General features: G+C 65.0%; 26 protein-coding genes. 4 read left to right on the top strand and 22 right to left on the bottom strand.

Features of this window, described 5'->3' with window-relative positions; all coding sequences use genetic code 11:
- The first annotated feature begins 528 nt into the window (after positions 1-528).
- Positions 529-2,421 carry an ATP-binding cassette domain-containing protein gene (locus GVL12_RS21445; protein ID WP_159917595.1) on the top strand — a complete coding sequence of 631 codons (1,893 nt, stop codon included), beginning with the start codon at positions 529-531 and terminating at the stop codon, positions 2,419-2,421.
- 54 nt (positions 2,422-2,475) lie between these two features.
- Here GVL12_RS21445 and GVL12_RS21440 read toward each other — a convergent pair whose 3' ends face one another.
- The 7 genes from GVL12_RS21440 to GVL12_RS21410 all read right to left on the bottom strand — a co-directional run bounded on the left by GVL12_RS21440 (position 2,476) and on the right by GVL12_RS21410 (position 8,924).
- Positions 2,476-3,591, bottom strand: coding sequence for a chemotaxis response regulator protein-glutamate methylesterase (locus GVL12_RS21440; protein ID WP_159917594.1), 1,116 nt, complete (start codon positions 3,589-3,591; stop codon positions 2,476-2,478).
- A gap of 140 nt (positions 3,592-3,731) precedes the next feature.
- On the bottom strand, positions 3,732-4,466 hold the full coding sequence (gene cheD, locus GVL12_RS21435) for a chemoreceptor glutamine deamidase CheD (protein ID WP_159917593.1): 735 nt from the start codon (positions 4,464-4,466) through the stop codon (positions 3,732-3,734).
- Positions 4,453-5,334 (bottom strand): CheR family methyltransferase, encoded by an 882-nt coding sequence (locus GVL12_RS21430; RefSeq protein WP_159917592.1) that lies wholly within the window; start codon positions 5,332-5,334, stop codon positions 4,453-4,455. The genes cheD and GVL12_RS21430 overlap by 14 nt, the downstream gene beginning before the upstream one ends.
- 55 nt (positions 5,335-5,389) lie before the next feature.
- Positions 5,390-5,869 (bottom strand): chemotaxis protein CheW, encoded by a 480-nt coding sequence (locus tag GVL12_RS21425; protein ID WP_159917591.1) that lies wholly within the window; start codon positions 5,867-5,869, stop codon positions 5,390-5,392.
- A gap of 76 nt (positions 5,870-5,945) precedes the next feature.
- Positions 5,946-8,084 carry a chemotaxis protein CheW gene (locus GVL12_RS21420; RefSeq protein ID WP_159917590.1) on the bottom strand — a complete coding sequence of 713 codons (2,139 nt, stop codon included), beginning with the start codon at positions 8,082-8,084 and terminating at the stop codon, positions 5,946-5,948.
- A gap of 41 nt (positions 8,085-8,125) precedes the next feature.
- Positions 8,126-8,488, bottom strand: a complete 363-nt coding sequence (locus tag GVL12_RS21415) for a response regulator (protein ID WP_159917589.1) — start codon at positions 8,486-8,488, stop codon at positions 8,126-8,128.
- A 40-nt stretch (positions 8,489-8,528) separates the two neighbouring features.
- A complete protein-coding gene (locus GVL12_RS21410) occupies positions 8,529-8,924 on the bottom strand; it encodes a hypothetical protein (protein WP_200843978.1) in 396 nt (131 codons plus the stop codon).
- A gap of 252 nt (positions 8,925-9,176) precedes the next feature.
- Between GVL12_RS21410 and GVL12_RS21405 the strand changes: the two genes are divergently transcribed.
- Both GVL12_RS21405 and GVL12_RS21400 read left to right on the top strand, forming a co-directional pair.
- Entirely contained in the window at positions 9,177-10,262 is a 1,086-nt protein-coding gene (locus tag GVL12_RS21405) for an ATP-binding protein (protein WP_200843977.1), read from the top strand.
- A 43-nt stretch (positions 10,263-10,305) separates the two neighbouring features.
- Positions 10,306-10,926 (top strand): response regulator transcription factor, encoded by a 621-nt coding sequence (locus GVL12_RS21400; RefSeq protein ID WP_235033942.1) that lies wholly within the window; start codon positions 10,306-10,308, stop codon positions 10,924-10,926.
- Between the two features lie 83 nt (positions 10,927-11,009).
- On the opposite strand, the gene fliR is transcribed toward GVL12_RS21400, so the two are convergent.
- The 13 genes from fliR to fliF form a co-directional block, all read right to left on the bottom strand.
- Positions 11,010-11,780 carry a flagellar biosynthetic protein FliR gene (gene fliR, locus GVL12_RS21395; protein ID WP_159917585.1) on the bottom strand — a complete coding sequence of 257 codons (771 nt, stop codon included), beginning with the start codon at positions 11,778-11,780 and terminating at the stop codon, positions 11,010-11,012.
- Positions 11,781-11,825: 45 nt separating this feature from the next.
- Positions 11,826-12,095: a flagellar biosynthesis protein FliQ gene (fliQ, locus tag GVL12_RS21390; RefSeq protein WP_159917584.1), complete on the bottom strand. Its 270-nt coding sequence runs from the start codon at positions 12,093-12,095 to the stop codon at positions 11,826-11,828.
- Between the two features lie 8 nt (positions 12,096-12,103).
- Positions 12,104-12,871 (bottom strand): flagellar type III secretion system pore protein FliP, encoded by a 768-nt coding sequence (gene fliP, locus GVL12_RS21385; protein WP_159917583.1) that lies wholly within the window; start codon positions 12,869-12,871, stop codon positions 12,104-12,106.
- The gene (locus GVL12_RS21380) at positions 12,861-13,241 is read right to left on the bottom strand and encodes a flagellar biosynthetic protein FliO (protein ID WP_200843976.1); all 381 of its coding nucleotides are present in this window, start codon (positions 13,239-13,241) and stop codon (positions 12,861-12,863) included. The genes fliP and GVL12_RS21380 overlap by 11 nt, the downstream gene beginning before the upstream one ends.
- Positions 13,234-13,665, bottom strand: coding sequence for a flagellar motor switch protein FliN (gene fliN, locus GVL12_RS21375; RefSeq protein WP_159917582.1), 432 nt, complete (start codon positions 13,663-13,665; stop codon positions 13,234-13,236). The genes GVL12_RS21380 and fliN overlap by 8 nt, the downstream gene beginning before the upstream one ends.
- A complete protein-coding gene (gene fliM, locus GVL12_RS21370; protein ID WP_159917581.1) occupies positions 13,655-14,659 on the bottom strand; it encodes a flagellar motor switch protein FliM in 1,005 nt (334 codons plus the stop codon). The genes fliN and fliM overlap by 11 nt, the downstream gene beginning before the upstream one ends.
- An 18-nt stretch (positions 14,660-14,677) precedes the next feature.
- Positions 14,678-15,232: a flagellar basal body-associated protein FliL gene (gene fliL, locus GVL12_RS21365; protein ID WP_159917580.1), complete on the bottom strand. Its 555-nt coding sequence runs from the start codon at positions 15,230-15,232 to the stop codon at positions 14,678-14,680.
- 497 nt (positions 15,233-15,729) lie between these two features.
- The gene (locus tag GVL12_RS21360) at positions 15,730-16,971 is read right to left on the bottom strand and encodes a flagellar hook-length control protein FliK (RefSeq protein WP_159917579.1); all 1,242 of its coding nucleotides are present in this window, start codon (positions 16,969-16,971) and stop codon (positions 15,730-15,732) included.
- Entirely contained in the window at positions 16,968-17,432 is a 465-nt protein-coding gene (locus GVL12_RS21355; protein ID WP_159917578.1) for a flagellar export protein FliJ, read from the bottom strand. The genes GVL12_RS21360 and GVL12_RS21355 overlap by 4 nt, the downstream gene beginning before the upstream one ends.
- A gap of 14 nt (positions 17,433-17,446) precedes the next feature.
- The gene (gene fliI / locus GVL12_RS21350; RefSeq protein ID WP_159917577.1) at positions 17,447-18,847 is read right to left on the bottom strand and encodes a flagellar protein export ATPase FliI; all 1,401 of its coding nucleotides are present in this window, start codon (positions 18,845-18,847) and stop codon (positions 17,447-17,449) included.
- Positions 18,837-19,616, bottom strand: a complete 780-nt coding sequence (locus tag GVL12_RS21345; RefSeq protein ID WP_159917576.1) for a FliH/SctL family protein — start codon at positions 19,614-19,616, stop codon at positions 18,837-18,839. The genes fliI and GVL12_RS21345 overlap by 11 nt, the downstream gene beginning before the upstream one ends.
- Positions 19,609-20,604, bottom strand: a complete 996-nt coding sequence (fliG, locus tag GVL12_RS21340) for a flagellar motor switch protein FliG (RefSeq protein WP_159917575.1) — start codon at positions 20,602-20,604, stop codon at positions 19,609-19,611. The genes GVL12_RS21345 and fliG overlap by 8 nt, the downstream gene beginning before the upstream one ends.
- A gap of 31 nt (positions 20,605-20,635) precedes the next feature.
- Complete coding sequence (gene fliF, locus GVL12_RS21335; protein WP_159917574.1) at positions 20,636-22,297, bottom strand: flagellar basal-body MS-ring/collar protein FliF; 1,662 nt, start codon at positions 22,295-22,297, stop codon at positions 20,636-20,638.
- A gap of 174 nt (positions 22,298-22,471) precedes the next feature.
- Here fliF and fliE point away from each other — a divergent pair, with 174 nt between their 5' ends.
- Complete coding sequence (fliE, locus tag GVL12_RS21330) at positions 22,472-22,789, top strand: flagellar hook-basal body complex protein FliE (RefSeq protein WP_159917573.1); 318 nt, start codon at positions 22,472-22,474, stop codon at positions 22,787-22,789.
- A 581-nt stretch (positions 22,790-23,370) separates the two neighbouring features.
- Here fliE and GVL12_RS21325 read toward each other — a convergent pair.
- Together GVL12_RS21325 and fliS are read right to left on the bottom strand one after the other, a co-directional pair.
- A complete protein-coding gene (locus GVL12_RS21325; protein WP_159917572.1) occupies positions 23,371-23,670 on the bottom strand; it encodes a flagellar protein FliT in 300 nt (99 codons plus the stop codon).
- 2 nt (positions 23,671-23,672) lie between these two features.
- Positions 23,673-24,095: a flagellar export chaperone FliS gene (fliS, locus tag GVL12_RS21320; RefSeq protein ID WP_159917571.1), complete on the bottom strand. Its 423-nt coding sequence runs from the start codon at positions 24,093-24,095 to the stop codon at positions 23,673-23,675.
- Positions 24,096-24,130: the final 35 nt, after the last annotated feature.

The raw sequence follows: 24,130 nt of genomic DNA, 5'->3' as shown, positions 1-24,130 counted from the left end.
ATAAATTAAAGAATCAAAGTGAACTTCACTTCTTCTCTTCATGAGCGTTTGTAGTGCTATGCACTAGTTCCAAAAGAACTTGGCAGTTGCCTTCAAACGCCCACGCTTATCGGCTGTATATTTTTAAAGATCTGCAAGAAGTTTGACTTTCTTGCTGGACTCGCTGCGATCAGCTGAGCCTTGAATTCTACAACAGTTTTAAAGACCCTGTCAACTTTAAGTTTCCCGCTGCTCGATCAGTGAATGACTGTTTGAGCAGCGAAGCCTTGCATTGTAGCCCGGTTTTTCAACCGTTTCCCAAAGAAGGATCAACTTTTCCGTTTCGCTTTCAGCCTGCCGTTGCCGGCAGTGCTGTGTTCGAAGCGGAGTGCAAATGTAACACAGGCAAAAGGGTCTAAAGAGGTATTTTTCAACTTTTTGTCAGCTTTCCCTGCTCCCGCCTGCGGCGGGAGACAGGCGCCCTGGCGGGCGCCTGTGCGCTGGGCACGCACTGTAGGTTTTAGGGCGGCCGTCCATAATGCGCGCACCATGGCACTTATTACCTTAATCGACGCGCAACTGGCCTTTGGCCATGTGGCCCTGTTAGACCACGCTCAGCTTTCACTGGAATCCGGGGAGCGCATCGGACTGATTGGCCGCAACGGCGCCGGCAAGTCTTCCTTGCTCAAAATTCTCGGCGGACTGGCCAAGGCCGACGACGGCCTGATGCAGGTGCAGTCCGGCGTGCGCATCTCCTATGTGGCGCAGGAGCCCGAGTTGCTGCCCGAGCACACGATTTTTGAATCGGCCTCCGCCGGCATCGCGCATGTGATCACGCTGCGCGACCGCTACCTGTCGGGCGATGAGGACGAAGACCTCGATGCGCTGCAGTCGCAGATCGAAGCCTACGACGCCTGGAACTGGGAGCAGCGCGTGGAAGAAACGCTGCAGCGCCTGCACCTGGATCCGCAAGCCGTGGTCGGCACGCTGTCGGGGGGAACGAAAAAGCGCGTGGCGCTGGCCCAGGCGCTGGTCACCCGCCCCGATGTGCTGCTGCTCGACGAGCCCACCAACCACCTGGATCTGGATGCGATCGAATGGCTCGAAGGCCTGCTCGTCGATTTCAAGGGCAGCGTGATCACCATCACCCACGATCGCAGCTTCCTGGACAGCATTGCCACCCGCATCGTGGAGCTGGACCGCGGCACGCTGCGCTCCTACCCCGGCAATTTTGCGCAGTATGTGCTCCAGAAGGAAGAGCAGATGGCGCAGGAGGCGGTGATCAATGCCAAGGCCGACAAGCTGCTGGCCCAGGAAGAAGTCTGGATACGCAAGGGCGTGGAAGCGCGCCGCACGCGCAGCCAAAGCCGTATCGGCCGCCTCGAGGCGCTGCGCGACAACCGCAACAGCCGGCGTGAAAAGCTAGGCAGCGTGAACATGGACATCGCCTCGGGCAAGGGTGACGGCTACCAGGGCAAGATCGTGGCCGAACTGCAGGAGGTCAGCAAGTCCTTTGGCGACAAGCTGATCGTCAAGAACTTCACCGGCACCATCCTGCGCGGCGACAAGGTCGGCCTGATCGGCCCCAACGGCGCGGGCAAGACCACGCTGCTGCGCATGATCCTGGGCAGCCTGCCCGCCGACAGCGGCAGCATCCGCCAGGGCGGCAATCTGCAGATCGCCTACTTCGACCAGATGCGCCATGCCGTCGATCTGGACGCCACGCTCGAGGACTTCATCAGCCCCGGCAGCGAATGGATAGAGATCGGCAACCAGCGCAAGCACGTCAAGAGCTATCTGAGCGACTTCCTGTTCTCGCCCGCGCGTGCGCGCTCGCCCGTGCGCTCGCTGTCCGGCGGCGAACGCAACCGCCTGCTGCTGGCGCGGTTGTTCGCGCGCCCGGCGAATGTGCTGGTGCTCGACGAGCCGACCAACGATCTGGACATCGATACGCTGGACCTGCTCGAAGACCTGCTGGCCAACTATGACGGCACGGTGTTCCTGGTGAGCCATGACCGTACCTTCCTCGACAACGTGGTCACGAGCACCATTGCCTATGAAGGCGACGGCCTGTGGCGCGAGTACGAAGGCGGTGTGCAGGACTGGCTCGAGCAGTCGCGCCGCAGCAAGGCCCTGGCTGCCTCGCAGGCCAAGCAGGCGGCCAAGCAACCAGCGCCAGCACCCGCTGTCGCCGCCGCACCCGCCGCCCCGGCCACGCCCGCCAAGCGCAAGCTCAGCTACAAGGAGCAGCGCGAACTCGAGCAGTTGCCAGAACAGATTGCTGCGCTCGAAGCCGAGCAGAAGTCGATTCAGGGCGAACTGGCCGATGGCAGCATCTATGCCAAGGACGCAGCGCGCGCCGCAACGCTGGCCAGCCGCGATGCCGAGATCGATGAACTGCTGATGGATGCGCTCGATCGGTGGTCAAAGCTGGGCGCCTGAGCGCCTGCAGACGTAAAAAAAGGAGCCTCGGCTCCTTTTTTTATGGATGGACGATCAGATCCGATGATGGGCATTGCCGCTGCGCAGGCGCGTGAGCAGCGCCGGTGCAATCTGCACCAGCGGCAGCACTTCATCGGCCGCGCCATGGGCAATGGCTTCGCGCGGCATGCCGAAGACGATGCAGCTGGCTTCGTCCTGCACATAGTTGTAGCTGCCCGCGAGCTTCATTTCGCGCATCGCGACGGCGCCGTCCGCGCCCATGCCGGTCAGCATGACGCCGACCGCATTGCGGCCCGCGCAGGCGGCCACCGAGCGGAACAGCACTTCGACCGACGGCTTGTGGCGGTTGACGGGCGGCGTGTCGTCGACCACGGCGACGTAATTGGCGCCGCTGCGGTTGATGGAGAAATGCTTGCCGCCGGGCGCGATATAGGCGTGGCCGGGCAGGATGCGCTCGCCGTTCTCTGCTTCCTTGACCTTGATCTGGCACAGCGTGTTGAGCCGCGCCGCAAAGCTGGTGGTGAAGCCCGGGGGCATGTGCTGGGTGATCACGATGGCCGGGCAGTCGGCCGGCAGATGGGTCAGCACTTCGCGTATGGCTTCGGTGCCCCCCGTGGACGCGCCGATGGCAATGATCTTCTCGGTCGACAGACGCCCGAGCATGGCCACGGGCGCTGCCGACTGTGCCTGGCCGGGCCGTGCGGATGGGCTGCCTGCCGCAGGTGCTGCGGCGCCGGAGTTGGCCGCGGCCAGCGTGCGGTGCACGCGCGCCACCGCGGCCACGCGGATCTTGTCGACGATCTCGGTCGCGAGATCATTGAGGCCGTTGGCCACGCCCACGCGCGGCTTGGCGACGAAATCGACCGCGCCGAGCTCCAGCGCCTTCATGGTGACTTCGGCGCCGCGCTCGGTCAGCGTCGAGATCATCAGCACCGGCATGGGGCGCAGGCGCATCAGCCGGCCCAGAAAGTCAATGCCGTCCATGCGGGGCATTTCCACGTCCAGCGTGATCACGTCGGGACTCATCTCGCGGATCATCTCGCGCGCGATCAAGGGGTCGTTGGCCGTGCCTATGCACTCCATGTCGGTCTGTCGATTGATGATCTCGGACAACAGACTGCGCACCAGCGCGGAGTCGTCGACCACAATCACACGTGTTTTCCTGTTCATTCGCTCTGGCCCTAATTAGAGTGGCTGACACCACCCAGCAAATCGAAGATTCGCGGTTGATACTAGGCGCTTTGCCGCAGACAGTGCGAATAGCACGGCAAGGCAAAGCAACGACGCAGCAAGGGTGGTGTTCGCCACGCTTAAAACAGGTCGACTGAGCCGCCTGCCGTCGTCCGCGCCAAGGTGGCTGCACTGCCGCGCTGGGCCTCCTGCGCCACCAGGGTATCCGGGTGCGCATGGGCCAGGCGCTTGACCATGGCCTTGCCTGTGGCGGGAAAGTACACCACCTTGCGGGGGTAGATATCGAGCACATCCTCGGAAACCAGAGGAATGCGCTCCGTCTGCAAATACTGCTTGACGAATTCGGTGTTGCGTTCGCCGACGTTCATTGTCGTGAAATTGTGCATGACCTGGCCACCGCCGAAAATCTTGGCCTGCATGGTTTCGCGCCGCGCACCGAGCTTGAGCATCTCGTTGATCAGCAATTCCATGGCGTACGAGCCGTAGCGTCCCGAGGCATCGCTTGAATCGCTGTCGGGCAGCATGAAATGGTTCATGCCGCCGACATGCATGCGGCTGTCCCAGAGGCAGGCCGCAATGCACGAGCCGAGCACGGTGACGATGGCCATGTTTTCGTTGGAGACGAAATACTCGCCCGGCAGCACCTTGACCGCGTTGTACTGGAAGTGGGGGTCGAAATAGAAAAACGAGGCCTGCCCGGGGCGGCGCGCACGCATGCGCAGGATCTCTAGCGACGAGGCCGGCGCGGGCGCCGCAGCCAGCAGGTCGCTGCGCAGCGGCGCAATGCGCGGCGCGCGGCGCCTTTCTTGGCCACCGCTGCCGGTGGCCGCTCTGAAGCGCTCAACGTCGTTCATAGACGGTCTTCCCGCGCAAGGTGAACAGATCGCGCGACTCGCTGAAGTTCTCCGCATGGCCCACGAACAGCATGCCGCCGGGCTTCATCACGCGATGGATGCGCTCGAGCACGCGGCGCTGGGTGGCGGCGTCGAAATAAATCATCACGTTGCGGCAGAACACCACGTCGAACGGGTCGCGAAACGGCCAGTCATCGCGGATCAGATTGACGCTGAGGAACTCTATCATCTGCTGCAGCTCGGGCTTGACCCGTGCCATGCCGGCATTCGATGCCTTGCCCTTGAGGAAAAAGCGCTGCAGCCGCTCGGGCGACAACCCCTTGAGGTTTTCGGCGCGGTAGACACCGGCCGCGGCCGAGGCCAGTACGCGCGAGTCGATGTCGCTGGCCCAGAGCTTGAACGGCGCTTTCGCGCCCAGCGTCTCCAGTGCCGTCATGACAATCGAATACGGCTCCTCCCCCGTCGACGCGGCATTGCACCACGCGCGCCAGGGCGTGCCCGCGGGCTTGCTGTGCAGATGCGAGGACAGGATCTCGAAGTGGTGCGGTTCGCGGAAAAAAGCCGTGAGGTTGGTCGTCAGCGCGTTCACGAACTCCTGCCATTCCGGGCCGTCGTGCTTCTCGAGCCAGGAAAGATAGTCGCGAAAGCTCGCGTGGCCGGTTTCGCGCAGGCGCCGCGACAGCCGGCTGTAGACCATGGCGTGCTTGCCGTCATGCAGGCTGATGCCCGCACGCTGGTAGATCAGCGCCTGCACGCGCGCGAAGTCCGCGTCTGCCCAGACGAATTCGCGGCCCTGCGTCAGCGGGCTACCGGCGCTTTCCGCCGTATCCATGCCGGGGGCCGTGGGAAGGATTGAAGTCTGGCGCATGGGTGCATTCATGGAAGCGCGCTGGCCCACAGGCACTGGCGGGTACGGATCCGGCTCACTCGGCGGCCACCAGCCCCATGTCGTCGCTGGACATGAGCTTTTCGATGTCCAGCAGGATCAGCATGCGTTCGCCCACCGAGCCCAGGCCGGTGATGCTGCCGCTGTCGATCGCGCTGTCGATATCGGGCGCGGAACGGATCGCGTCGGCCGGCAACTCCATCACATCGCTGACCGAGTCGACGACGATGCCGACCACGCGCTGGTGCATGTTCAGGATGATCACCACGGTGAAGCTGTTGTACTCGGCCTGCGAGCAGTTGAACTTCAGCCGCATGTCCACGATGGGCACAATGGTGCCACGCAGATTGACCACGCCCTTGATGAAGGCGGGCGCATTGGCGATGCGCGTCGGCGGCTCGTAGCCGCGGATTTCCTGCACCTTCAGGATATCGATCCCGTATTCCTCCTGGTCCAGGCGGAACGTCAGGTATTCACGCGCGGCCGTACCCTCGGCCATCTTGCCCATCACGCTCATGATTGATCTCTTTCTCGTTGGATAGCTGCCAGGACCTGCAGGCCCCGGCTTTCATGCAGATTGCCTTGCGGGACCATCAATAACGCACGCGCCGCACCAGGCTGCCGGTGTCCAGGATCAGCGCCACGGTGCCGTCGCCCAGGATGGTCGCGCCCGACACGTTCGGCACCTTGCGGTAGTTGGATTCGAGGTTCTTGACCACCACCTGGTGCTGCCCCAGCAACTCGTCGACCAGCAGCGCCACGCGGTTGCCATCGGACTCGACGACCACCATGATGGCGTTGGGCGCGCTGCCGCTGGCACGCGGCACTTCGAAGATGCGCTCGAGCGCGATCACCGGCATGTATTCGTCGCGCACCTTGACCAACTGCGAGCCCTGGGCCACGGTGTTGATGTCATCGGCCTTGACCTGGAAGGACTCGACGACCGAGGACAGCGGCAGGATGTAGACCTCCTCGCCCACGCCCACCGACATGCCGTCCATGATCGCCAGCGTCAGCGGCAGGCGCACCGCCACACGCATGCCCACGCCCTGGGCCGACTCGATTTCCACCGAGCCGTTGAGCGCGGCAATGTTGCGCTTGACCACATCCATGCCCACGCCGCGGCCCGAAACGTCGGTCACGACATCGGCCGTGGAGAAGCCGGGCGCGAAGATCAGTTGCCAGACATCGGCATCGGCCATCTGGTCCGACACGTCGAGCCCGCGCTCGCGCGCCTTGGCAAGAATCTTCTCGCGGTTCATGCCGCGGCCGTCATCGCGCACTTCGATCACGATGGAGCTGCCCTGGTGGGAGGCCGCGAGCGTCAACGTGCCCTGCTCGCTCTTGCCCGCGGCCAGACGCTCTGCGGGCGTTTCGATGCCGTGGTCGACGCTGTTGCGCACCAGGTGCGTCAGCGGATCGGTGATCTTTTCGACCAGGCCCTTGTCGAGCTCGGTGGCTTCGCCCAGGGTCTGCAGGTCGATCTTCTTGTCGAGCTTGCTCGCCAGGTCGCGCAACATGCGCGGGAAGCGGCTGAAGACCGTGGACATCGGAATCATGCGTATCGACATGACCGACTCCTGCAGATCGCGGGTGTTGCGATCCAGGTCGGCGAGCCCGGCCAGCAGTTGCTGGTTGACCGAAGCTTCGAGGCCGCGGCTGGTCTGCGCGAGCATGGCCTGCGTGATCACCAGTTCGCCGACCAGATTGATCAACTGGTCGACCTTGTTGACGGCCACGCGGATGCTGGTCGACTCCATCTGCGCCGGGCTTGCGGCCCGGGCCGCCGGCTTGGCCGCGGCGGATGCGTCGACGGTCAGCGGCTCGCCGGGCGCGCCGCTGAAAAAGCCATAGGCTTCGTGGGCCGCAGGATATGCCACGTCGGCAACGACAGGTGCGGGAGCCGGGACTGCAGCGGCCACCGCTGCGGGCGCCGGCGCCGCAGCGCCAGCCGCCGCGGAGATCTGCACCTGCTCCTTGGACACATGGAAAGCGAACAGGTCGAGCAGGTCGTCATCGGTCGAAGTCGTGCGGACGCTGAACAGGCGGCAGCCCGCGTCGGCGCAGGGCAGATCGTCGATGCTGCCCAGGCCCGGAATATCACGGAACAGTTCCTTGATCGAATCGGCGAGCTCCACGCGTTCCAGCGGCCCGATGCGGATCTGCAGCGCGCGCGTGCCATCGGCCGCGACGGGCGCGGGCTCAGGTGCGGGGGCCGGCGCGGGAGCGGGTGCCGGCGCCGGTGGCGGCGCCATCACGGGCGGCGTCGCGGGCACGAACACGGGGTCAGCGGCGGCCGGCGCTGTGGTCTGCGCGGCGCCCGCGGCGAGTTCGCTGATGCGCCGCACCAGGTCGATCGTCGAGATGGCTTCGCCCACACCGCCCGCCTGATGGCGCGCGAGCAGGCTGCGCGAAGCGTCCGCCGACTCGAGCAGCACATCGACCATCTGCGGGATGGGGGTGATTTCATGGCGGCGCAGCCGGTCCAGCAGCGACTCCATCTTGTGGGTCAGTTCGGCCACGTCGGCAAAGCCGAACGTCGCCGAGCCGCCCTTGATCGAGTGGGCGCAACGGAAAATGCCGTTGAGCTCTTCCTCGTCGGCTGCCGACAGATCCAGACTGAGCAGCATCTGCTCCATCTGGTCGAGGTTCTCACCCGCCTCTTCAAAAAAGATCTGATAGAACTGGGTCAGATCGAAATCCGCGCCTGCGTCGTGCTGTGTATCCGCCATCTGGGTTCCTGTATTCCGTGGATCGTCCGCGCCAGCCATGCTCAGCGAATGACTTTTTGTATGACTTCGATCAGTCGATTGGGGTCGAAAGGCTTGACCAGCCAGCCCGTGGCGCCCGCAGCGCGGCCGGCCTGCTTCATCTGGTCGCTGGACTCGGTGGTGAGAATCAAAATCGGCGTGTTCTTGAAGCGCGGCAGTTCGCGCAACTGGCGCGTCAGGCCTATGCCGTCGAGGTTGGGCATGTTCTGGTCGGCAAGCACCAGGTCAATCTGCTGCGCCTGTGCCTTGGCCAAGGCATCCAGACCGTCCACCGCTTCCACCACGTGGTAGCCAGCCCCGGAAAGGGTGAAGGCCACCATCTTGCGCATGGAAGGGGAATCATCTACAGCCAGAATTGAACGCATGTAACGAACTTTCAAATAGGGGGCGTGAAGCGGGAAGATGTCAAAACAGTTCCACCGAACCGGCATCCATCTCGCTCTGGGTCACGGGGTTGGGGCGCTGCGGGGCGATCGCGGCCAGAGGCGCACTTACTTCGTCCTCGTCCTGCCCCATGGTCTCATTTGCCAGGCGAAATGCACAGGCTTGCAGCACCCGCGTGGTGTGGCTGATCAGTTGGCTCGCCAGGTCGTGAAACTGCAATTCGGTCACTGCCGAACGCAGGACCTCGCGCGCGGCCACGAGTTGACAGGAATCGCCGGCAGCCAGCGGCTCCAGCAAGGCATTGGCCTCGTCAAAACGGGCAATCAAGTTGTCGGTCGCGTGGTTGAGCAAGCCTTCGAGGCGATGGAGGTCGTGCATCACCACCAGCAGCGAGTCCTGTATGTCGGCCGCCGCCATGACTGGCAATTGGACCGCAGGCTGCCTCGACCCTGTTAGCGTTGACTGCATTGTTTTTCCAGCATCCTTAGGATGCAAATGCTTTACAAACCACGCTGGCCGCACCAGAGTGAACCCATCGACCGCCCTCATGCTTTAGCACGAGGCCAGCGGCACACGGCTGGAGTGGCGCAATGAATCACGCACTCCCCCGGCCTGGCAAACATAAGCTTACCCGGCATGTTCCAAGATGTATCCTATGATAGCGCTCCTATGGTGATTGAAAGCCCAGATCAAGCCCTGCATATCCTCCATATCGAGGATTCACCTGCCGACCAGGGCCTGGCACGCATCATCCTGCGCCGCGCCGGACTGGCCTGCCGCATCCAGACCGTGGAGACGCTGGACGCACTACAGCAGGCACTGCAAACCCAGGCCTTCGACTTGATCCTCGCGGATTATCACCTGCCGGGCTTCACGGCCCTCGACGCCTGGGCGCTGGTCGCGCCGCTGGCCCAGCGCCCGCCTTTCGTGCTGCTGTCAGGCGCCATCGGCGAGGCCGCCGCCGTGGATGTGATGCGCCTGGGCATGACCGATTTCCTGCGCAAGGAGGACATCGCCCGTCTGCCGCAGGTGATCACGCGGGCCATGGAAGTGCACGAAGCGCGCCGCGCCAAGAAGCAGGCCATGGCCGAACTCGCGCTGTCGCAGCGGCGCCTGGCCGAGCTCACCGATCACCTGCAGTCGTCGATCGAAGAGGAACGCGCGTCGATCGCGCGCGAAATCCATGACGACATCGGCGGCTCGCTGACATCGGTCAAGTTCGACCTGGCCTGGATCACGCGCAACACGCCCGCCGACCAGCCGCTGCACGCCCATGCGCTCTCCGCGCTCGAGATGCTGCAGCTCGCGCTGGGCGCGAGCCAGCGCATCATGATGAACCTGCGCCCGCCGGTGCTCGACCAGGGCCTGGTGGCTGCCGTGCAGTGGCTGGCCGAAGGCTTCGAGCGCCGCACGGGGGTCGCGGTGCAGATGCGCACCAGCAGCGCGCAGATCGCGGCATCGCCAGAAATCCAGCTCGTGGCCTACCGCTGCGCGCAGGAAGCCATGACCAACATAGGCAAATACGCCCAGGCCAGCCGCGTGGAGATCGACCTGTCGGACCGCGAAGGCTTCCTGACGCTCGAGGTGACCGACAATGGCTGCGGCATGACAACCGAGCAGCGCGAGAAACCGCGCTCCTTCGGTCTGCGCGGGCTGCAGGAGCGCGCGCGCACCGTCGGCGGCTGGCTCGATGTCAGCAGCCAGCCGGGCCGCGGAACATCCATCATTGTTTCCGTACCTTTGCCGGCCCACTAATATTGCACGTTGATTTCATTCCGGGAGAGCTTCATTGATCCATGTGGTAATTTGCGATGACCACGCGATCTTGCGCCGGGGCATCCGCGATACCCTGACGGAAGCTCCCGACATCTGCGTCACAGCCGAGGCATCGGGCTATTCGGAGCTGCGCGAGGTATTGCGCACTGCGACCTGCGACGTGCTGCTGCTCGATCTCAACATGCCGGGGCGCAGCGGCCTGGAGGTGCTGGCCAGCCTGCGCGAGACGCACTCGACCATCAAGGTGCTGGTGGTGTCCATGTACCCCGAAGACCAGTACGCGCTGCGCTGCCTCAAGGCCGGCGCGCAGGGCTACGCGAACAAGGCCGGTGATCCGGTGGTGCTGATCGACGCGGTGCGCGTGATCATGCAGGGCCGCAAATACCTCACGGCCGAAGTCGCGCAGATGCTCGCCGAGAGCCTGTCGCAGCCGGTCGTCGAAGTCCCGCACGAAAGCCTGTCGGAGCGCGAACTGCAGACGCTGCTGAAGATCGCCTCGGGCAAGCGCCTGACCGACATCGCCGAGGAACTGATGCTCAGCCCCAAGACCGTGAGCGTCTACCGCGCGCGCGTGCTCGAGAAGCTGCAGCTGAGCAACAACGCCGAACTCACGGTGTACGCGATTCGCAATCAGTTGGTGTAATGCCTTGCCAGCACGGCGCCCTGAAACGCCCTTCGATCCTTCGGCGGGCTCAGGACTCAGGGCAAACGGCAGGGGGTGGCTCTCTAGATCTGGACCCCGAAGATATCCATTGCGCGCTGCAGCAGCGCCATCAGCGGCTGCTCGAGCATGGGCAGCGTGGCGACAATGCCGATCAGGCCCGCGGTCAGCGTGACCGGGAAACCCACGGCGTAGATGTTCATCTGCGGCGCGACGCGCGAGATGATGCCCAGCGCCAGGTTGACGAACAGCAGCATGGCGATCATGGGCAGGGCGATCCAGAACGCGCTGGCAAACACCGCACTGCCCATTTCATAGATGCGCATCTGCGCGAGCGACTCCATGAAGTTGCCGTCGACGGGAAAGGATTCGAAGCTCTTGACCACGGCCATCAGCAGCAGCAGGTGGCCATTGATGACGACGAACATCAAGGTGCCGATCTGCACGAAAAAGCGCGAGATCGCACTGATCTGGGCATTGCTGGCCGGATCGAAGAACGAGGCGAAGTTCAGGCCCATCTGCAGGCCGATCAACTCGCCCGCGACTTCGAGCGCGGCGAACACCAGGCGCACGGCAAAGCCGATAGCCAGGCCAACGACGATCTGCTGCACCAGCGTGCCCAGCGCGTCGGAGGAATTGACGCTGACCACGGGCTGGCCGACCAGCGTGGCCTGGGCGCAGACCGCGACCAGGAACGCCAGCCCGACCTTGGCGCGCATGGGAATGGATCGCTGGGAGAACACCGGCGCCGCGGTGAACATCGCCAGCACGCGCACGAACGGCCACAGAATGGGCGACATCCAGGCGACGAGCTGGGCTTCGCTGAAAGTGATCACGGCGGGCGATGCAGGAAAAAAAGCAGCAGCAGGGCGCGCCGCGCCCTAGCCCAGCGCCGAGGGAATGGATTCGATGGTACGCCGGATGAAGTCCACCAGCGTGCTCAGCATCCAGGGCCCGGCGATCGCGAACACGGCCACGGCCGCCAGCAGCTTGGGCACGAAGGCCAGCGTGGCTTCATGCACCTGGGTCACGGCCTGGAAAATGCTCACCAGCAGGCCCACGGCCATCACCGTGCCCAGCACCGGCAGGGAAATCATCAGCAGCAGCATCAATGCGTCGCGGCCGAAGGTCAATACCATCTGCGAAGTCATGGGACGTCCTAAGTGGCAAAGCTCGCGGCGAGCGAGCCGATCAGCAGGTTCCAGCCGTCGGCGAGCACGAACAGCATCATCTTGAACGGCAGCGCCACCAGCACGGGCGACAGCATCATCATGCCCAGGGACATCAGTATGCTCGACACCACCATGTCGATGACCAGGAACGGAATGAAGATCATGAAGCCGATCTGGAACGCGGTCTTGAGCTCGCTGGTCACGAACGCCGGCACCAGCACGCGCAGCGGCGCGGTTTCGGCCGTCACGTCCGCATCGAGCTTGGCGAGCCGCGCGAACAGCGCGAAGTCGGACTGGCGCGTCTGCTTGAGCATGAACTCGCGCATCGGTGCCTCGGCCTTGCCCACGGCTTCCTCGAAACCCATGGTGTTCGCGGTATAGGGCAGATAGGCTTCCTTGTAGACGCGGTCCAGCGTCGGGCCCATCACGAACATCGTGAGGAACAGCGACAGGCCGACGATCACCTGGTTGGGCGGCGCCGACTGCGTGCCCAGTGCCTGGCGCAGCAGCGACAGCACGATGACGATGCGCGTGAAGCCCGTCATCATCAGCAGGATCGCGGGCAGGAACGACAGCGCGGTGAAGAACAGCAGCGTCTGGATGGGCACGGAAAAGCTGGTGCCGCCGCCCGAGCCGACGAGCAGCGGCAGCGTGCCGCCCGCGCCGGGAGCGCCCTGGGCAAATGCCGCGGCCGGCAGCAGGGCCGCGGCCAGCAGCGCCGTGGCGGCTGCAGCGTTCAATGGCTTATTCGACATGGGGAATCTTGTCTGCGGCGCCCGTCTTGGCGGTGGCCATGGCCTGGGAAAAGGTGGCGACATCGGCGGCCGCGGCGGCCGTGGGCACGGCCGCCGCCGCGTGGGCGTCCAGCACATGCAGGCAGTTGATCTGCTGCGCGGTCACGCCCAGCACCAGCCGGGTCTTGTGCGCGCCTTCGCCGACTTCGACGGTCACCACGCGCTGGTGGGCGCCGACGGCCACGGCCGACAGCACGCGCGTGCTCACATCGCCGCCGCGGGCCATCGCCTGGCGCTGCTGCATGCGCCGCACCAGCCAGGGCAGCGCCGCGACGACGGCCACGAAGGCCAGCACCGCGAGCAGCGTCTGGGACAGGTTGCCGCTATCCACGGCTGACTCGGCGCAGGCGCTCGGAAGGCGTCACCACATCGGTCAGGCGGATACCGAACTTGTCGTTCACCACCACCACTTCGCCCTGGGCGATCAGGTAGCCGTTGACCAGCACGTCCATGGGCTCGCCGGCCAGCGCATCGAGCTCGACCACCGAGCCCTGGGCCAGTTGCAGGATGTACTTGATCGGCACCTTGGTACGGCCCAGCTCCACGGACAGCTGCACCGGGATGTCGAGCACCATGTTGATGTCGTTGACCGGCACTTCGCCGCCCGCAAAGCCGGGGCGCGTGGGCTCGCCGCTCAGCGGCCCGCCCTGCTCGACGTCGACGGTCTTGTCGTGCGCGCTCTGCTCCTGCAGGGCCTCGGCCCAGCCGGAGAAGGCGTCGTCGCTGGATGCATCGCTGGTGTTGTCATTTGCCATGTTTCTCTCCCATCCAATTCGCATCCGAGCCGCGCAGGCACTGCTCGATGCGAATTGCGTATTTGTCATTGTGCGTGCCGTACTGGCACTCGAAGACCGGAACCCCTCCAATCGAGGCACGGATGCGCGGTTCGCGGTCGAGTTCGATGAAGTCGCCGGCCTTCATGGCCAGCAACTGCTCCACGGTCGCATCGGCGCGCGCCAGTTCAGCGACCAGCGTCACCTCGGCGGCCTGGATCTCGCGCGTCAGCACCTTGACCCAGCGGCGATCGACCTCGATCGAGTCGCCCTGCGTCGAGGAATAAAGCACGTCGCGGATAGGCTCCAGCGTTGCATAGGGCATGCAGATGTGGATGGCGCCCGAGATGTCGCCAATTTCCAGCTGGAAGGCCGTGGACACGACGATCTCGCTGGGCGTGGCGATGTTCGCGAACTGGGGCTGCATTTCCGAGCGCTGGTAACCCAGCTCCAGCGGATAGATGCCATGCCAGGCCTTGCGGTATTCCTCGCAGATCACGTCGACCAGGCGGTTGATCACGCGCTGCTCGGTGTGCGAGAAATCGCGGCCTTCGATACGGGTCTGCAGCCGGCCGGTGCCGCCGTAGAGCGTATCGATCACGCCGAACACCAGCGACGGGTCGCAGACCACGAGGCCGTTGCCGCGCAGCGGGCGGATCGCGACGATATTGAAATTGGTGGGCACCGCCAGGTCGCGCAGGAAAGCGCTGTAGCGTTGCACCGCCACCGTGCCCACCGAGACTTCGGGGCTGCGGCGAATGAAGTTGAACAGGCCGATGCGGAAATTGCGCGCAAACCGTTCGTTGACGATTTCCATCGTCGGCATGCGGCCACGCACAATGCGTTCCTGGCTCGAGATGTCGTAGTTGCGGACCGTGCCCGCCTCGACCTCTTCGATCGTCGACTTCTGGCTCTCTCCGGTCACGCCCTCCAACAGGGCATCGACCTCTTCCTGGGAGAGAAATGAATCACTCATGGCAAATCCCCTGGTGGTTCACTGGATGATGAAACTGGAGAACAGCACGCGGCGCACGGCGTTCTGGCGGCGGCGCGGACGCTCGTCTTCATCGGCCGATTCGTCGGCCGCCTGCGCACGCGCACCCGTCGAGCCACCCAGGCCCAGCGGACGGCTGACTTCCTCACGGATATCGGCGGCGAGTTTCTCCTTGCCTTCGCGCTCCAGCAGCTCCTCCGAAGAGCGCTGCGACACCAGCATCAGCACACCGCTGCGTATGCTCGGCAGGTATTGCTTGATCAGGCTGGCGGTCTTGTCGTCCTGCAGCTCGAGCGTGATGCCGATCTGCACAAAGCGGTCACCGCCGGGATCGGACAGGTTGACCACCATGTTGTCCAGGGGCAGGAACGTGGGCACCATGGCAGCGGGCGCGCTGGCGTACTCATCATCCTCATGGTTGCCGGAATTGAGGAACAGGAAGGCGGCCGCAGCCAGAACGACCAGCACCACGACAATGGCGCCAATCAGGACCAGCTTGCTTTTGGCGGGTTCCTTGGCGGGGGCTGCTGCGGCGGCGGGGGGTTTGGCGGACACGTTGGATTTCCTTGCTGTAGAAAAGCCGCCCGACATGGACGCAGGTACGGCTTACTGATGGCCCCCATTATTCCGTCTTCGACACCTGCGCATGGGCAGAATAGACGACCGAAACCCCGGCTTTCCCGCGGCTTGGATAGGCGCATCGGCGCATGAGAGGTTCATTCCTGGGGCCTTAGCCAGGTTCAGGGCGCTCAAGAAACAGCTTTTTTGTCAAATAAATCAATGACTTAGAAGTGGTCCGATTTATGCAAACAGCGGTCGCAAAGTCATGATTTTTTCCAAGACGAATAGCTAATGGCCGTTCGCCCTGAGCCCGCCTAGGCGGCCCCGTCGAAGGGTGTCTCCACCCTAGGCCAGTGCGCCAGTTCATCCTTCGACAGGCTCAGGACGAACGGGATTTTTAGGTCATGCCTCACCCTGTTTCTTGATAACGCCTGGCGAGACTTCGTCTCGCTTGCCTCGCTCAGGACAACCGGCTCAACGCCAGACGGCAGCTAGACAAACAGATCGACGGCGCGCAAGGCATCGGGGCGGGCACGCAGATCGGCGGATACGACGGCCGTCTGGCGCTGGCCTTCATCGCCCGGCGCGGCCGCTGGCCGGCCCGACGGGTCCTGGCGCGAGGACGCGCCCTGGCCGCCGGTGTCGGCGGTCTGCACCGTGACGCTGGCCAGGCTCAGGCCTTGCTGCTCGAGCATTTCGCGCAGCTGCGCGGTGCCGGCGTCGAGCATGTCGCGCGTCTGCTGCTCGTTGCTGCGGAACGTGACATGGGCCTCGCTGCCGGTGATCGTCACCTGCACCTGGACCGGACGGCCCTGGCGGTCGATGGTCATTTCCGCGCGCTGGGTTTTCTGCTGCACCCAGAACGCGACCTGCTGCGACAGCTGGTCGGCCCAGGCGTCATCGGGCGACCCCGGCACGGCGTCGGCCGCCGCGGCATCGGCCGCCGCACCGTCGGTCGCTGCTGCATCGACCGTACCGGCGTCGGCCACGGCGCCCACACCCGTGCCACCGCCTGCGGCGGGCGCCGATGCGCCAGCCAGACCGGCGCCCGCGGCCGGAGCCGCGCTGTTCGCCACCGCCAGGCCCGGCGCTGCCGCGCCGGCCCAGGGCGTGGCTTCGGTGTCCATGCGCGCCAGCAGCGCGGCCAGCCCCTGGGGCTGCGCGCCGCGCTCTGACGGGGTCAGCGACAGCGTACTGGGCTGCGCGGCAATCGCCGCGGTGTCGGTGGCGTCGGCGGATGCGTCGATCAGGGACTCACTGGCGGCCGCATGCGTGCCGCCCCAGGCATTGCCTGTTGACGGACCGGCTGCGGGCAGATGCGCTGGCGGCGCGCCGCGGCCGCCGCCCATGGGCAGGGCCGCCGGGCTCGCCGCGCCCTCGCCAGCACCACCGCCGATTGCCCGGCCATCACGCAGCGCGGCATCGGCCGCGCCGTCCATGCGCGCCGTCTGCCCGACCAGGCTGGACAGCGAGAAACCGCCGGCTTCGCCAAGCCATTCGGCGGGCGGCAAATCGGTACGGACGGCACGGGCCAGCGGATCTTCGAGCGCACCGGCGACGCTCGTCAACACCGGCGCCGCCGTATCGGCCATGTCGGCCAGCAGCAGCGAGAAGCCCCCCCTGGCGCCATCAGCATCGCTTGCCACGGCCTGGCGTGCGCCGGCATTGCGCGCCACGGGGTTCGTGGGCGCGGGGTTGTGCGGGGAACGGATCGCCGTGTTTTCCATGCTCATGCCTCCTGGAACTGCATTCCAAAGGTGCGGCCGATGAACTGCAGCGCGGCGCGCTCATCGGTCTGCTTCTGTTCGCGGCGCATCTGCGCCAGGGAAATGTCGCGCTGGCGTGCGGCCACGACTTTTTGCAGGCTGGTCAGGCGCAGCTCGCAGGCCATCAGCGCTTTCTGCGCCGCCTCGAGGCGTATGGCCTGGTCGTTGATGACCTTGGTCTGCAGGCCGCTGGCGTGCGACAGGCGTTCCATGAACTGGTACTGGTGGTACATCACTTCGGGCTGGACCGCCTGGTTCTCGTGCGCCCCCCAGCGCTGCTGCATCTGCGCCGCGTATTCCTGCAGCTGGTCCATCTGCGCCTGCGCGGCCTGGCAGGCCTGCACGCGCGCCTGCAGCGCCTGGCGCGCTTCATCGCGCTTGCGCATGGCTGCCTCGATCGCCACCATCAGTGCATTCAAAGACGACATTCCAGCCCTTCGCGTTATTGACCGAGCAGTGCAGCCATGCCCGAGATGCTCTCGTCCATGGTTGCGGCTTCAAACATGTTCTGTTGCAGGAAGCCGGCCATTGCGGGCTGCAGCTTCACGGCTTCGTCGATCTGCGGGTCGGACCCCGCGACATAGGCGCCGACCTGGATCAGGTCGCGGCTCTTCTGGTAGCGCGAATACACCGCACGGAAGCGCCGCGCGAGCTCGAAATGCTCGCGCGCCACCACGTTGTGCATCACGCGCGACGCCGACTGCTCGATGTCGATCGCGGGGAAATGGCCGGTTTCGGCCAGCGCCCGCGACAGCACGATGTGGCCGTCGAGAATGGCGCGCGCCGCGTCGGCGATCGGGTCCTGCTGGTCGTCGCCCTCGGACAGCACGGTGTAGAAGGCGGTGATCGAGCCCACGCCATTGAGGCCGTTGCCGCTGCGCTCGACGAGCTGGGGCAGCTTGGCGAAGCACGATGGCGGATAGCCCTTGGTGGCCGGCGGCTCGCCGATGGCCAGCGCGATCTCGCGCTGGGCCATGGCATAGCGCGTGAGCGAATCCATCAGCAGCAGCACATGCTGGCCCTTGTCGCGGAAATGCTCGGCGATCGCCGTCGCATAGGCCGCGCCCTGCATGCGCAGCAGCGGCGGCGCATCGGCCGGCGCGGCGACGACCACGGCCCGGCCGCGGTCCTCGGCGCCGAGAATGTCTTCGACGAATTCCTTGACTTCGCGGCCGCGCTCGCCGATCAGGCCGACGACGATCACATCGGCCTTGGTGTAGCGCGCCATCATGCCCAGCAGCACGCTCTTGCCCACGCCCGAGCCCGCGAACAGGCCCAGCCGCTGGCCGCGGCCCACGCTCAGCAGCGCGTTGAGCGCGCGCACGCCGGTGTCGAGCGGCTCGCGCACCGGGTCGCGGTCCATGGCATTGATCTGGCGGCGGTCCATGGGCTCGGCCGTGACGTCGGTCACCGGCCCGGCATGGTCCAGGGGCACGCCTTGCGAATCGACCACGCGGCCCAGCAGGCCGTCGCCCATGGGCAGGCGCAGCATGCCCGTGGCCAGCGACACTTCGGCCACCGGCTCGCCAAAGCGCGGCATGGGCACAAACGCCGGCGCCGGTGTGACCACCGCGCCGCTAGACAAGCCCTGGATGTCGCCCGCAGGCATCAGAAACGCTTTTTCGCCCGAGAAACCCACGACTTCGGCCAGCACCGGCGCCTGGTGGGGCATCTGCACATGGCATTGCGCGCCCACGGGCACGCGCAGGCCCGAAGCTTCGAGCACCAGTCCCGTGAGACGGCTCAGCGTGCCGCGGCTCTCGAGCGCCACGGGCTGGGCGTAGCGCGCACGCGCGCCCGCCACGAAATCCTTCCAGGGGGCCAGTGCGGTCTCATTCGGCATGGCCGCCCTCGTACCAGGAAGACACCAGGCCCAGCGCGGCCACGGCACGGCGCCAGCGGCTGTCGAGGCCGGCCTCGATCACCGCGCCGCCCGAATCGACGCGCACGTCGCCCGCGGGCACCGATGCATCGGCCAGCCATTGCACCTTGCCGGCTGCGCCATGCTCGGCGCGCAGCGGCGCGTCCAGCACTTCCCAGTCGACCGGGTTGAGCCGCACCGTGACGGCGCGGCCTTCGGTGACCAGCATGTCCAGGGCTTCGCGCACCACGGGCAGCAAGGCCTCGGGCTTGCAGGCCAGCTCCTGGCGCACCACCTGGCGGGCGATGTCGCAGGCCAGTTGCAGCACTTCGGAGGCCATGTTCTGTTCAAGCGCCTGCAGGCTGTCTTCGCACTTTTCCACCAGCGCCTGCAGGCGCTGCGCGGTTTCGCGGCCGGCGCCTGCCGTGTAGCTGTCCATGCGCTGCTGCCATTCGTTCGTGGCTTCGGCGCGGCCCTGGGCCAGGCCCTGGGCGCGGCCGTCGGCATGGGCCTGTTCGCGCGCTTCCCGCACCAGGGCCTCGATGTCGGCGGCGTCTTGCTGCGGCACGGGCGCAGGCGCGGGCGCGGGGGGCTCCACCACGTCCATGTCCAGGCGCTGGCCGGCGCCGCTGTCGTGCGGCAGCTTGGCCACCAGGCCGGCGTCACCGACCGCGCCGAAGCGCCACTGCACCACGGCACCGGCGTCGATTTCCTCGCTGGGAATGAAGCGCGAATGCAGTCCGTTAGACATAGCTGTCTTCGGCCGCGCCGCCTATGGTGATCTGGCCTTCTTCGGCAAGGCGGCGCACCACCTTGAGAATTTCCTTTTGCTGCGCCTCGACTTCGGACAGGCGCATGGGGCCGCGCGACTCGAGGTCTTCGCGCAGGGCTTCGGCAGCGCGCATCGACATGTTCGCGAGGATCTTGTCGCGCACTTCCATGGTCCCGCCCTTGAGCGCGACGATCAGCGTTTCGGACGCCACTTCGCGCAGCACCAGCTGCAGCGAACGGTCGTCGAGCTTGACCAGGTCGTCGAACACGAACATCTTGTCCATGATCTTCTGCGCCAGGTCGACGTCGTAGTTGCGGATGGTGTCGAGCACCGCCACATCGGCGTTGCCGCCGAGCTGGTTGATCATCTCGGCCGCGGTCTTGACGCCGCCCAGCGACGTCTTGCGGATCTTGTCGCCGCCTGCGAGCACCTTGAACAGCACTTCGTTGAGATCCTTGAGCGCCGTCGGCTGAATGCCTTCGAGCGTGGCCACGCGCAGCACCACTTCGCTGCGAAAGCGCTCGGGCAACTGCATCAGCACCGCGGCCGATTGCTCGTACTCCAGGTGCACCAGGATCGCCGCGACGATCTGCGGGTGTTCGCCGCGCAGCAGCTCGGCGACCGACAGCGGGTCCATCCACTTGAGACTTTCGATCCCCGAGACGTCACCGCCCTGCAGGATGCGGTCGATCAGCAGCGATGCCTTGTCTTCGCCGAGCGCGCGGCGCAGCACCGAGCGCACGTAGTCGCTGGCGTCGTTGACCAGCAGGCTCTGCGCCGCGGCATCGTCGGTGAAGCGGTTGATCACGAAGTCGACCTTCTCGCGCGAGACGCCGCGCATGCGCGCAATGGTCTCGCCGAGCTTCTGTACTTCTTTGGGCGACAGGTGCTTGAACACCTCGGCCGCCTCTTCCTCGCCAAGAGACATCAGCAAGATGGCGGCGTCGTTGAGGCCTCGTTCATCCATAGGAAACTTGTCCGTCCATGTGCGGGTTCGATCAGCTTTCGCCGTTCACCCAGGTTTTCACAATATTCGCCACGGCGATCGGGTTCTGCTTGGTCAGCTGACGCGCCTGCTCCAGGCGCAGTTGGCTTTCCGTCGGCGACAGGACTTCCACCGGGCCGCCCAGCAGCGGGGGACGATCGGGGTTGTCGGCTTCGAGCGCGTCGAGCTGCGAGCCCTTGGCGTCGTTCGCCCGGCCCTTGAGCAGCGGCCGCACCAAGCCCAGAACCAGAATCGCGCCGAACAGTGCCAGGCCCAGCGGCCAGGCCAGCGTGCGGGCCAGCTCGATGGTCTCGGGCTGCTTCCACAGCGGCAGTTCGACGGCCGCCACGCTGTCGTCGCGAAACGGCGCATTCATCAGGTTGACCGAGTCGCCGCGCTCCTGGCTGAAACCTATGGTTTCGCGCACCAGCGCCAGCATATTGGCCTGCTGCTCGGCCGAAAGGGCCTGCTGCACCGGCGCCTGGCCGGGTTCGGACACCACGGGCTGGTAGTTGACGACCACGGCGGCGGTGAGGCGCTTGATCGCGCCGCTGCTGCCGCGGGTCACGCGCACCGTCTTGTCGACTTCGTAATTCGTCAGCGATTCACGCTTGCCGCCGGTCGCAACGCCCTGGCCATTGGCTGCGCCAGGTGCGGGGTTGGCGCCATTGACGGGAGCGGCCGCTGCCACGGGGGGCTGGTTGCTGGTCGCGCCGGGCACGCCCGTGGGCTGCGCGGGCTCCTGGGTTCCCGCGCTTTCGACCACCTGCTGGCTGCGCACCGCGCTGCTTTCAGGCGACTGGTTGGGGCGGTGCTGCTCGGACGTGGACTCGGTCTGGCTGAAGTCCATGTCGGCGGTGACCTGGGCGCGCACATTGTCCTTGCCCACCACGGGCTCGAGGATGTCCAGGATGCGGCGGGTGTACTGCTGCTCGATCTGCTGGGTGTACATCAGCTTCTGCACATCGACCTGGTTGCCATTGCCGTCGGGCGACTGCGACAGCAGCTTGCCGGTGTCGTCGAGAATGCTCACCGCCGAAGGCTGGAGTTCAGGCACGCTCGAAGCCACGAGATGCACGATGCCCGCGATCTGGGCGCGATCGAGAAAACGGCCCGGGTGCAGCGTCACCAGCACCGAAGCCGATGGCTTTTGCTGCTCGCGGAAGAACCCGTTCTGGTTGGGCAGCGCGAGGTGCACGCGGGCGTTCTGGACCGAGGCCAGCGCCTGGATGGAGCGCGTCAGCTCGCCTTCGAGGCCGCGCTGGAAGTTCAGCCGCTCCTGGAACTGGGTGATGCCGAAGCGGCTGGTTTCCATCAGTTCGAAGCCGGTCACCGAGCCCTTGGGCAGGCCCTGGGTCGCGAGCTTGAGGCGCACATCGTGCACGCGGTCGGCAGGAATCAGGATCGCGCCGCCACCTTCGCTGTACCGGTAAGGCACGTTGAGCGTGGTCAGCTGGGCGACGATGGCGCCGCCATCCTTGTCGCTCAGGTTGGAGAACAGCACCCTGTAGTCGGGCTGACGATTGAACATCACCGCCGCGACCAAGCCGATCACCACCAGGGCGGCGACGGCGCCCAGGCGCAGGCGCTGACCTCGCTCCATGGAGGACAACCGCTGCGTCCACGAAGGACTGGCGGGAGGATTTACGACGGGGATTTCAGCGACTGCAGACATCTTGGTTCCAATTTGGTGAGGCCCAACAGGGAGCCTGACGTGTGGCCGATTATTCGGACTTCGGGCCGGCACGTTCCGCCGATAAGGCGCGCCTTTGGGTATCTATTTGCCGAGATGAGCTGCGCGCGAAAGCCTACGATTCAGGCCATCTCACAAACTCCCCTGGGATTTGTCATGGACCTGCGCATCAATACTTCGATCCCCCCTCTTTCCGGCACCGACCTGCCACGCCGCGTTGCCGCAACGCCCACCTCCACCCGGGAGCTCGACGGGGGCTTTACCCAGGCACTCAAGGGTGCGCTGCAGTCGGTGAGCGCCGCGCAGGAACACTCGGGCCGACTGCAACGTGAAGTGCAGCTCGAGAACCCCGCAGTGAGCCTCGAAGAAACCATGGTCGCGATCCAGAAGGCGCAGATCGGCTTCCAGGCATCGCTGCACGTGCGCAACCGGCTGGTGCAGGCCTATACCGACGTGATGAACATGCAGGTTTGACGGCCGGCGCGCCGTCTCACGCCCTCCATGCACCGCCGGCTTGCGCTGGCGGTTTTTTTGCGTCTGCTGAATACCAGGCATCGATCCTTCGACGGGTCCAGGGCTCAGCCCGAACGGGTTTTCCCCGTTCGCCCTGAGCAAGGCAAGCGAGACGAAGTCTCGCAATGCGTTAACAAGAAACAGGGTAAGGCATGGCCTAAAAATCCCGTTCGTCCTGAGCCTGTCGAAGGATGAACTGGCGCACTGGCCTAGGGTGGAGACACCCTTCGACAAGCTCAGGGCGAACGGCCATTAGCTATTCGTTTTGGAAAAAATCATGACTTTGCGATCGCTGTTCGCATAAACCGGACCGCTGCCAAGTCATTGATTTATTTGGAGAGAAAAGCTGTTTCTTGAGCGCCTGGCGCAGGACATCCTGGCGCAGGGCCTCCTGTCGAAGAATGAACGGGCGCACCGACCTCGGATGGAGATGCCCTTCGACGGGCATGTGCGCCCATGCTGAGCACACGCAAAAAAACCCGCCATCTCACGATGCACGGGTTTTCTTGTCTGCAGGGGCCGCGCCGCGCGGCACCACCGGTTCAGTGCAGAACCTGGGGCTGGCCGTCGAACATATGCTCGACCTGCGCGAGCCAGGGCTCGGCCAGCGTGCGGATCTGGGCGTCGTTGCGCAGGATGCGCTGCATGATCCGCGCCTTTTCGCGGCGCTGTTCGGGCAGCAACTCCTGCCCCTGCGACTGAAAGCGCAACTGCTCGATCAACACCGCACAGGCACCTTCGTAGCGCGCAACGCCTTCCCAGTCTTTCCCCCGTGCGGCCTCGAGCATCTTGAGACTGCTGTCTTCTATGGCCTTGTAGTAATCGATCAATTGCGTCCCCATCGTTAGTAACCTCCGCTGCCTGCTTCCACTTGCGCCTGTCCCATTTCCTTCCAGCCTTGGGCAACGGGTTCCACCAAACCCACCACCTCTTCAACCAGAGCCAGGTCATTGCGCAAATTGGCCATGGTCAGCCGAGTAATGCAATAGTCATAGAGCGTGCCCAGGTTCACCGCGAGCTCGCCGCCTTGAACCGGATTGAGCGCGCCCTTGAGCCCCTCTTCCAGAATGCGCACCGCCTTGCCGATGTGCACTCCCTTGTTCTCTATCTCGCCCCGCTGCAGCGCGCCGCGCGCCGCGTTCAGCGACTGCAGCAGACCATCAAACAGCATTTGCACCAACTGATGGGGCGTTGCACCATCAATGCCGGATTGCACGCCAATTTGCCGATATGCATTGGCAGCACGGGAACTTACGGGGGTATACATGACTGGCATCCTTGTGAACTACTTGCCTTTGTTTT

It is taken from the genome of Pantoea sp. 18069, from assembly GCF_902706035.1.
Lineage (GTDB): Bacteria > Pseudomonadota > Gammaproteobacteria > Burkholderiales > Burkholderiaceae_C > Comamonas.
This window is presented reverse-complemented; position numbering and strand designations above follow the sequence as displayed.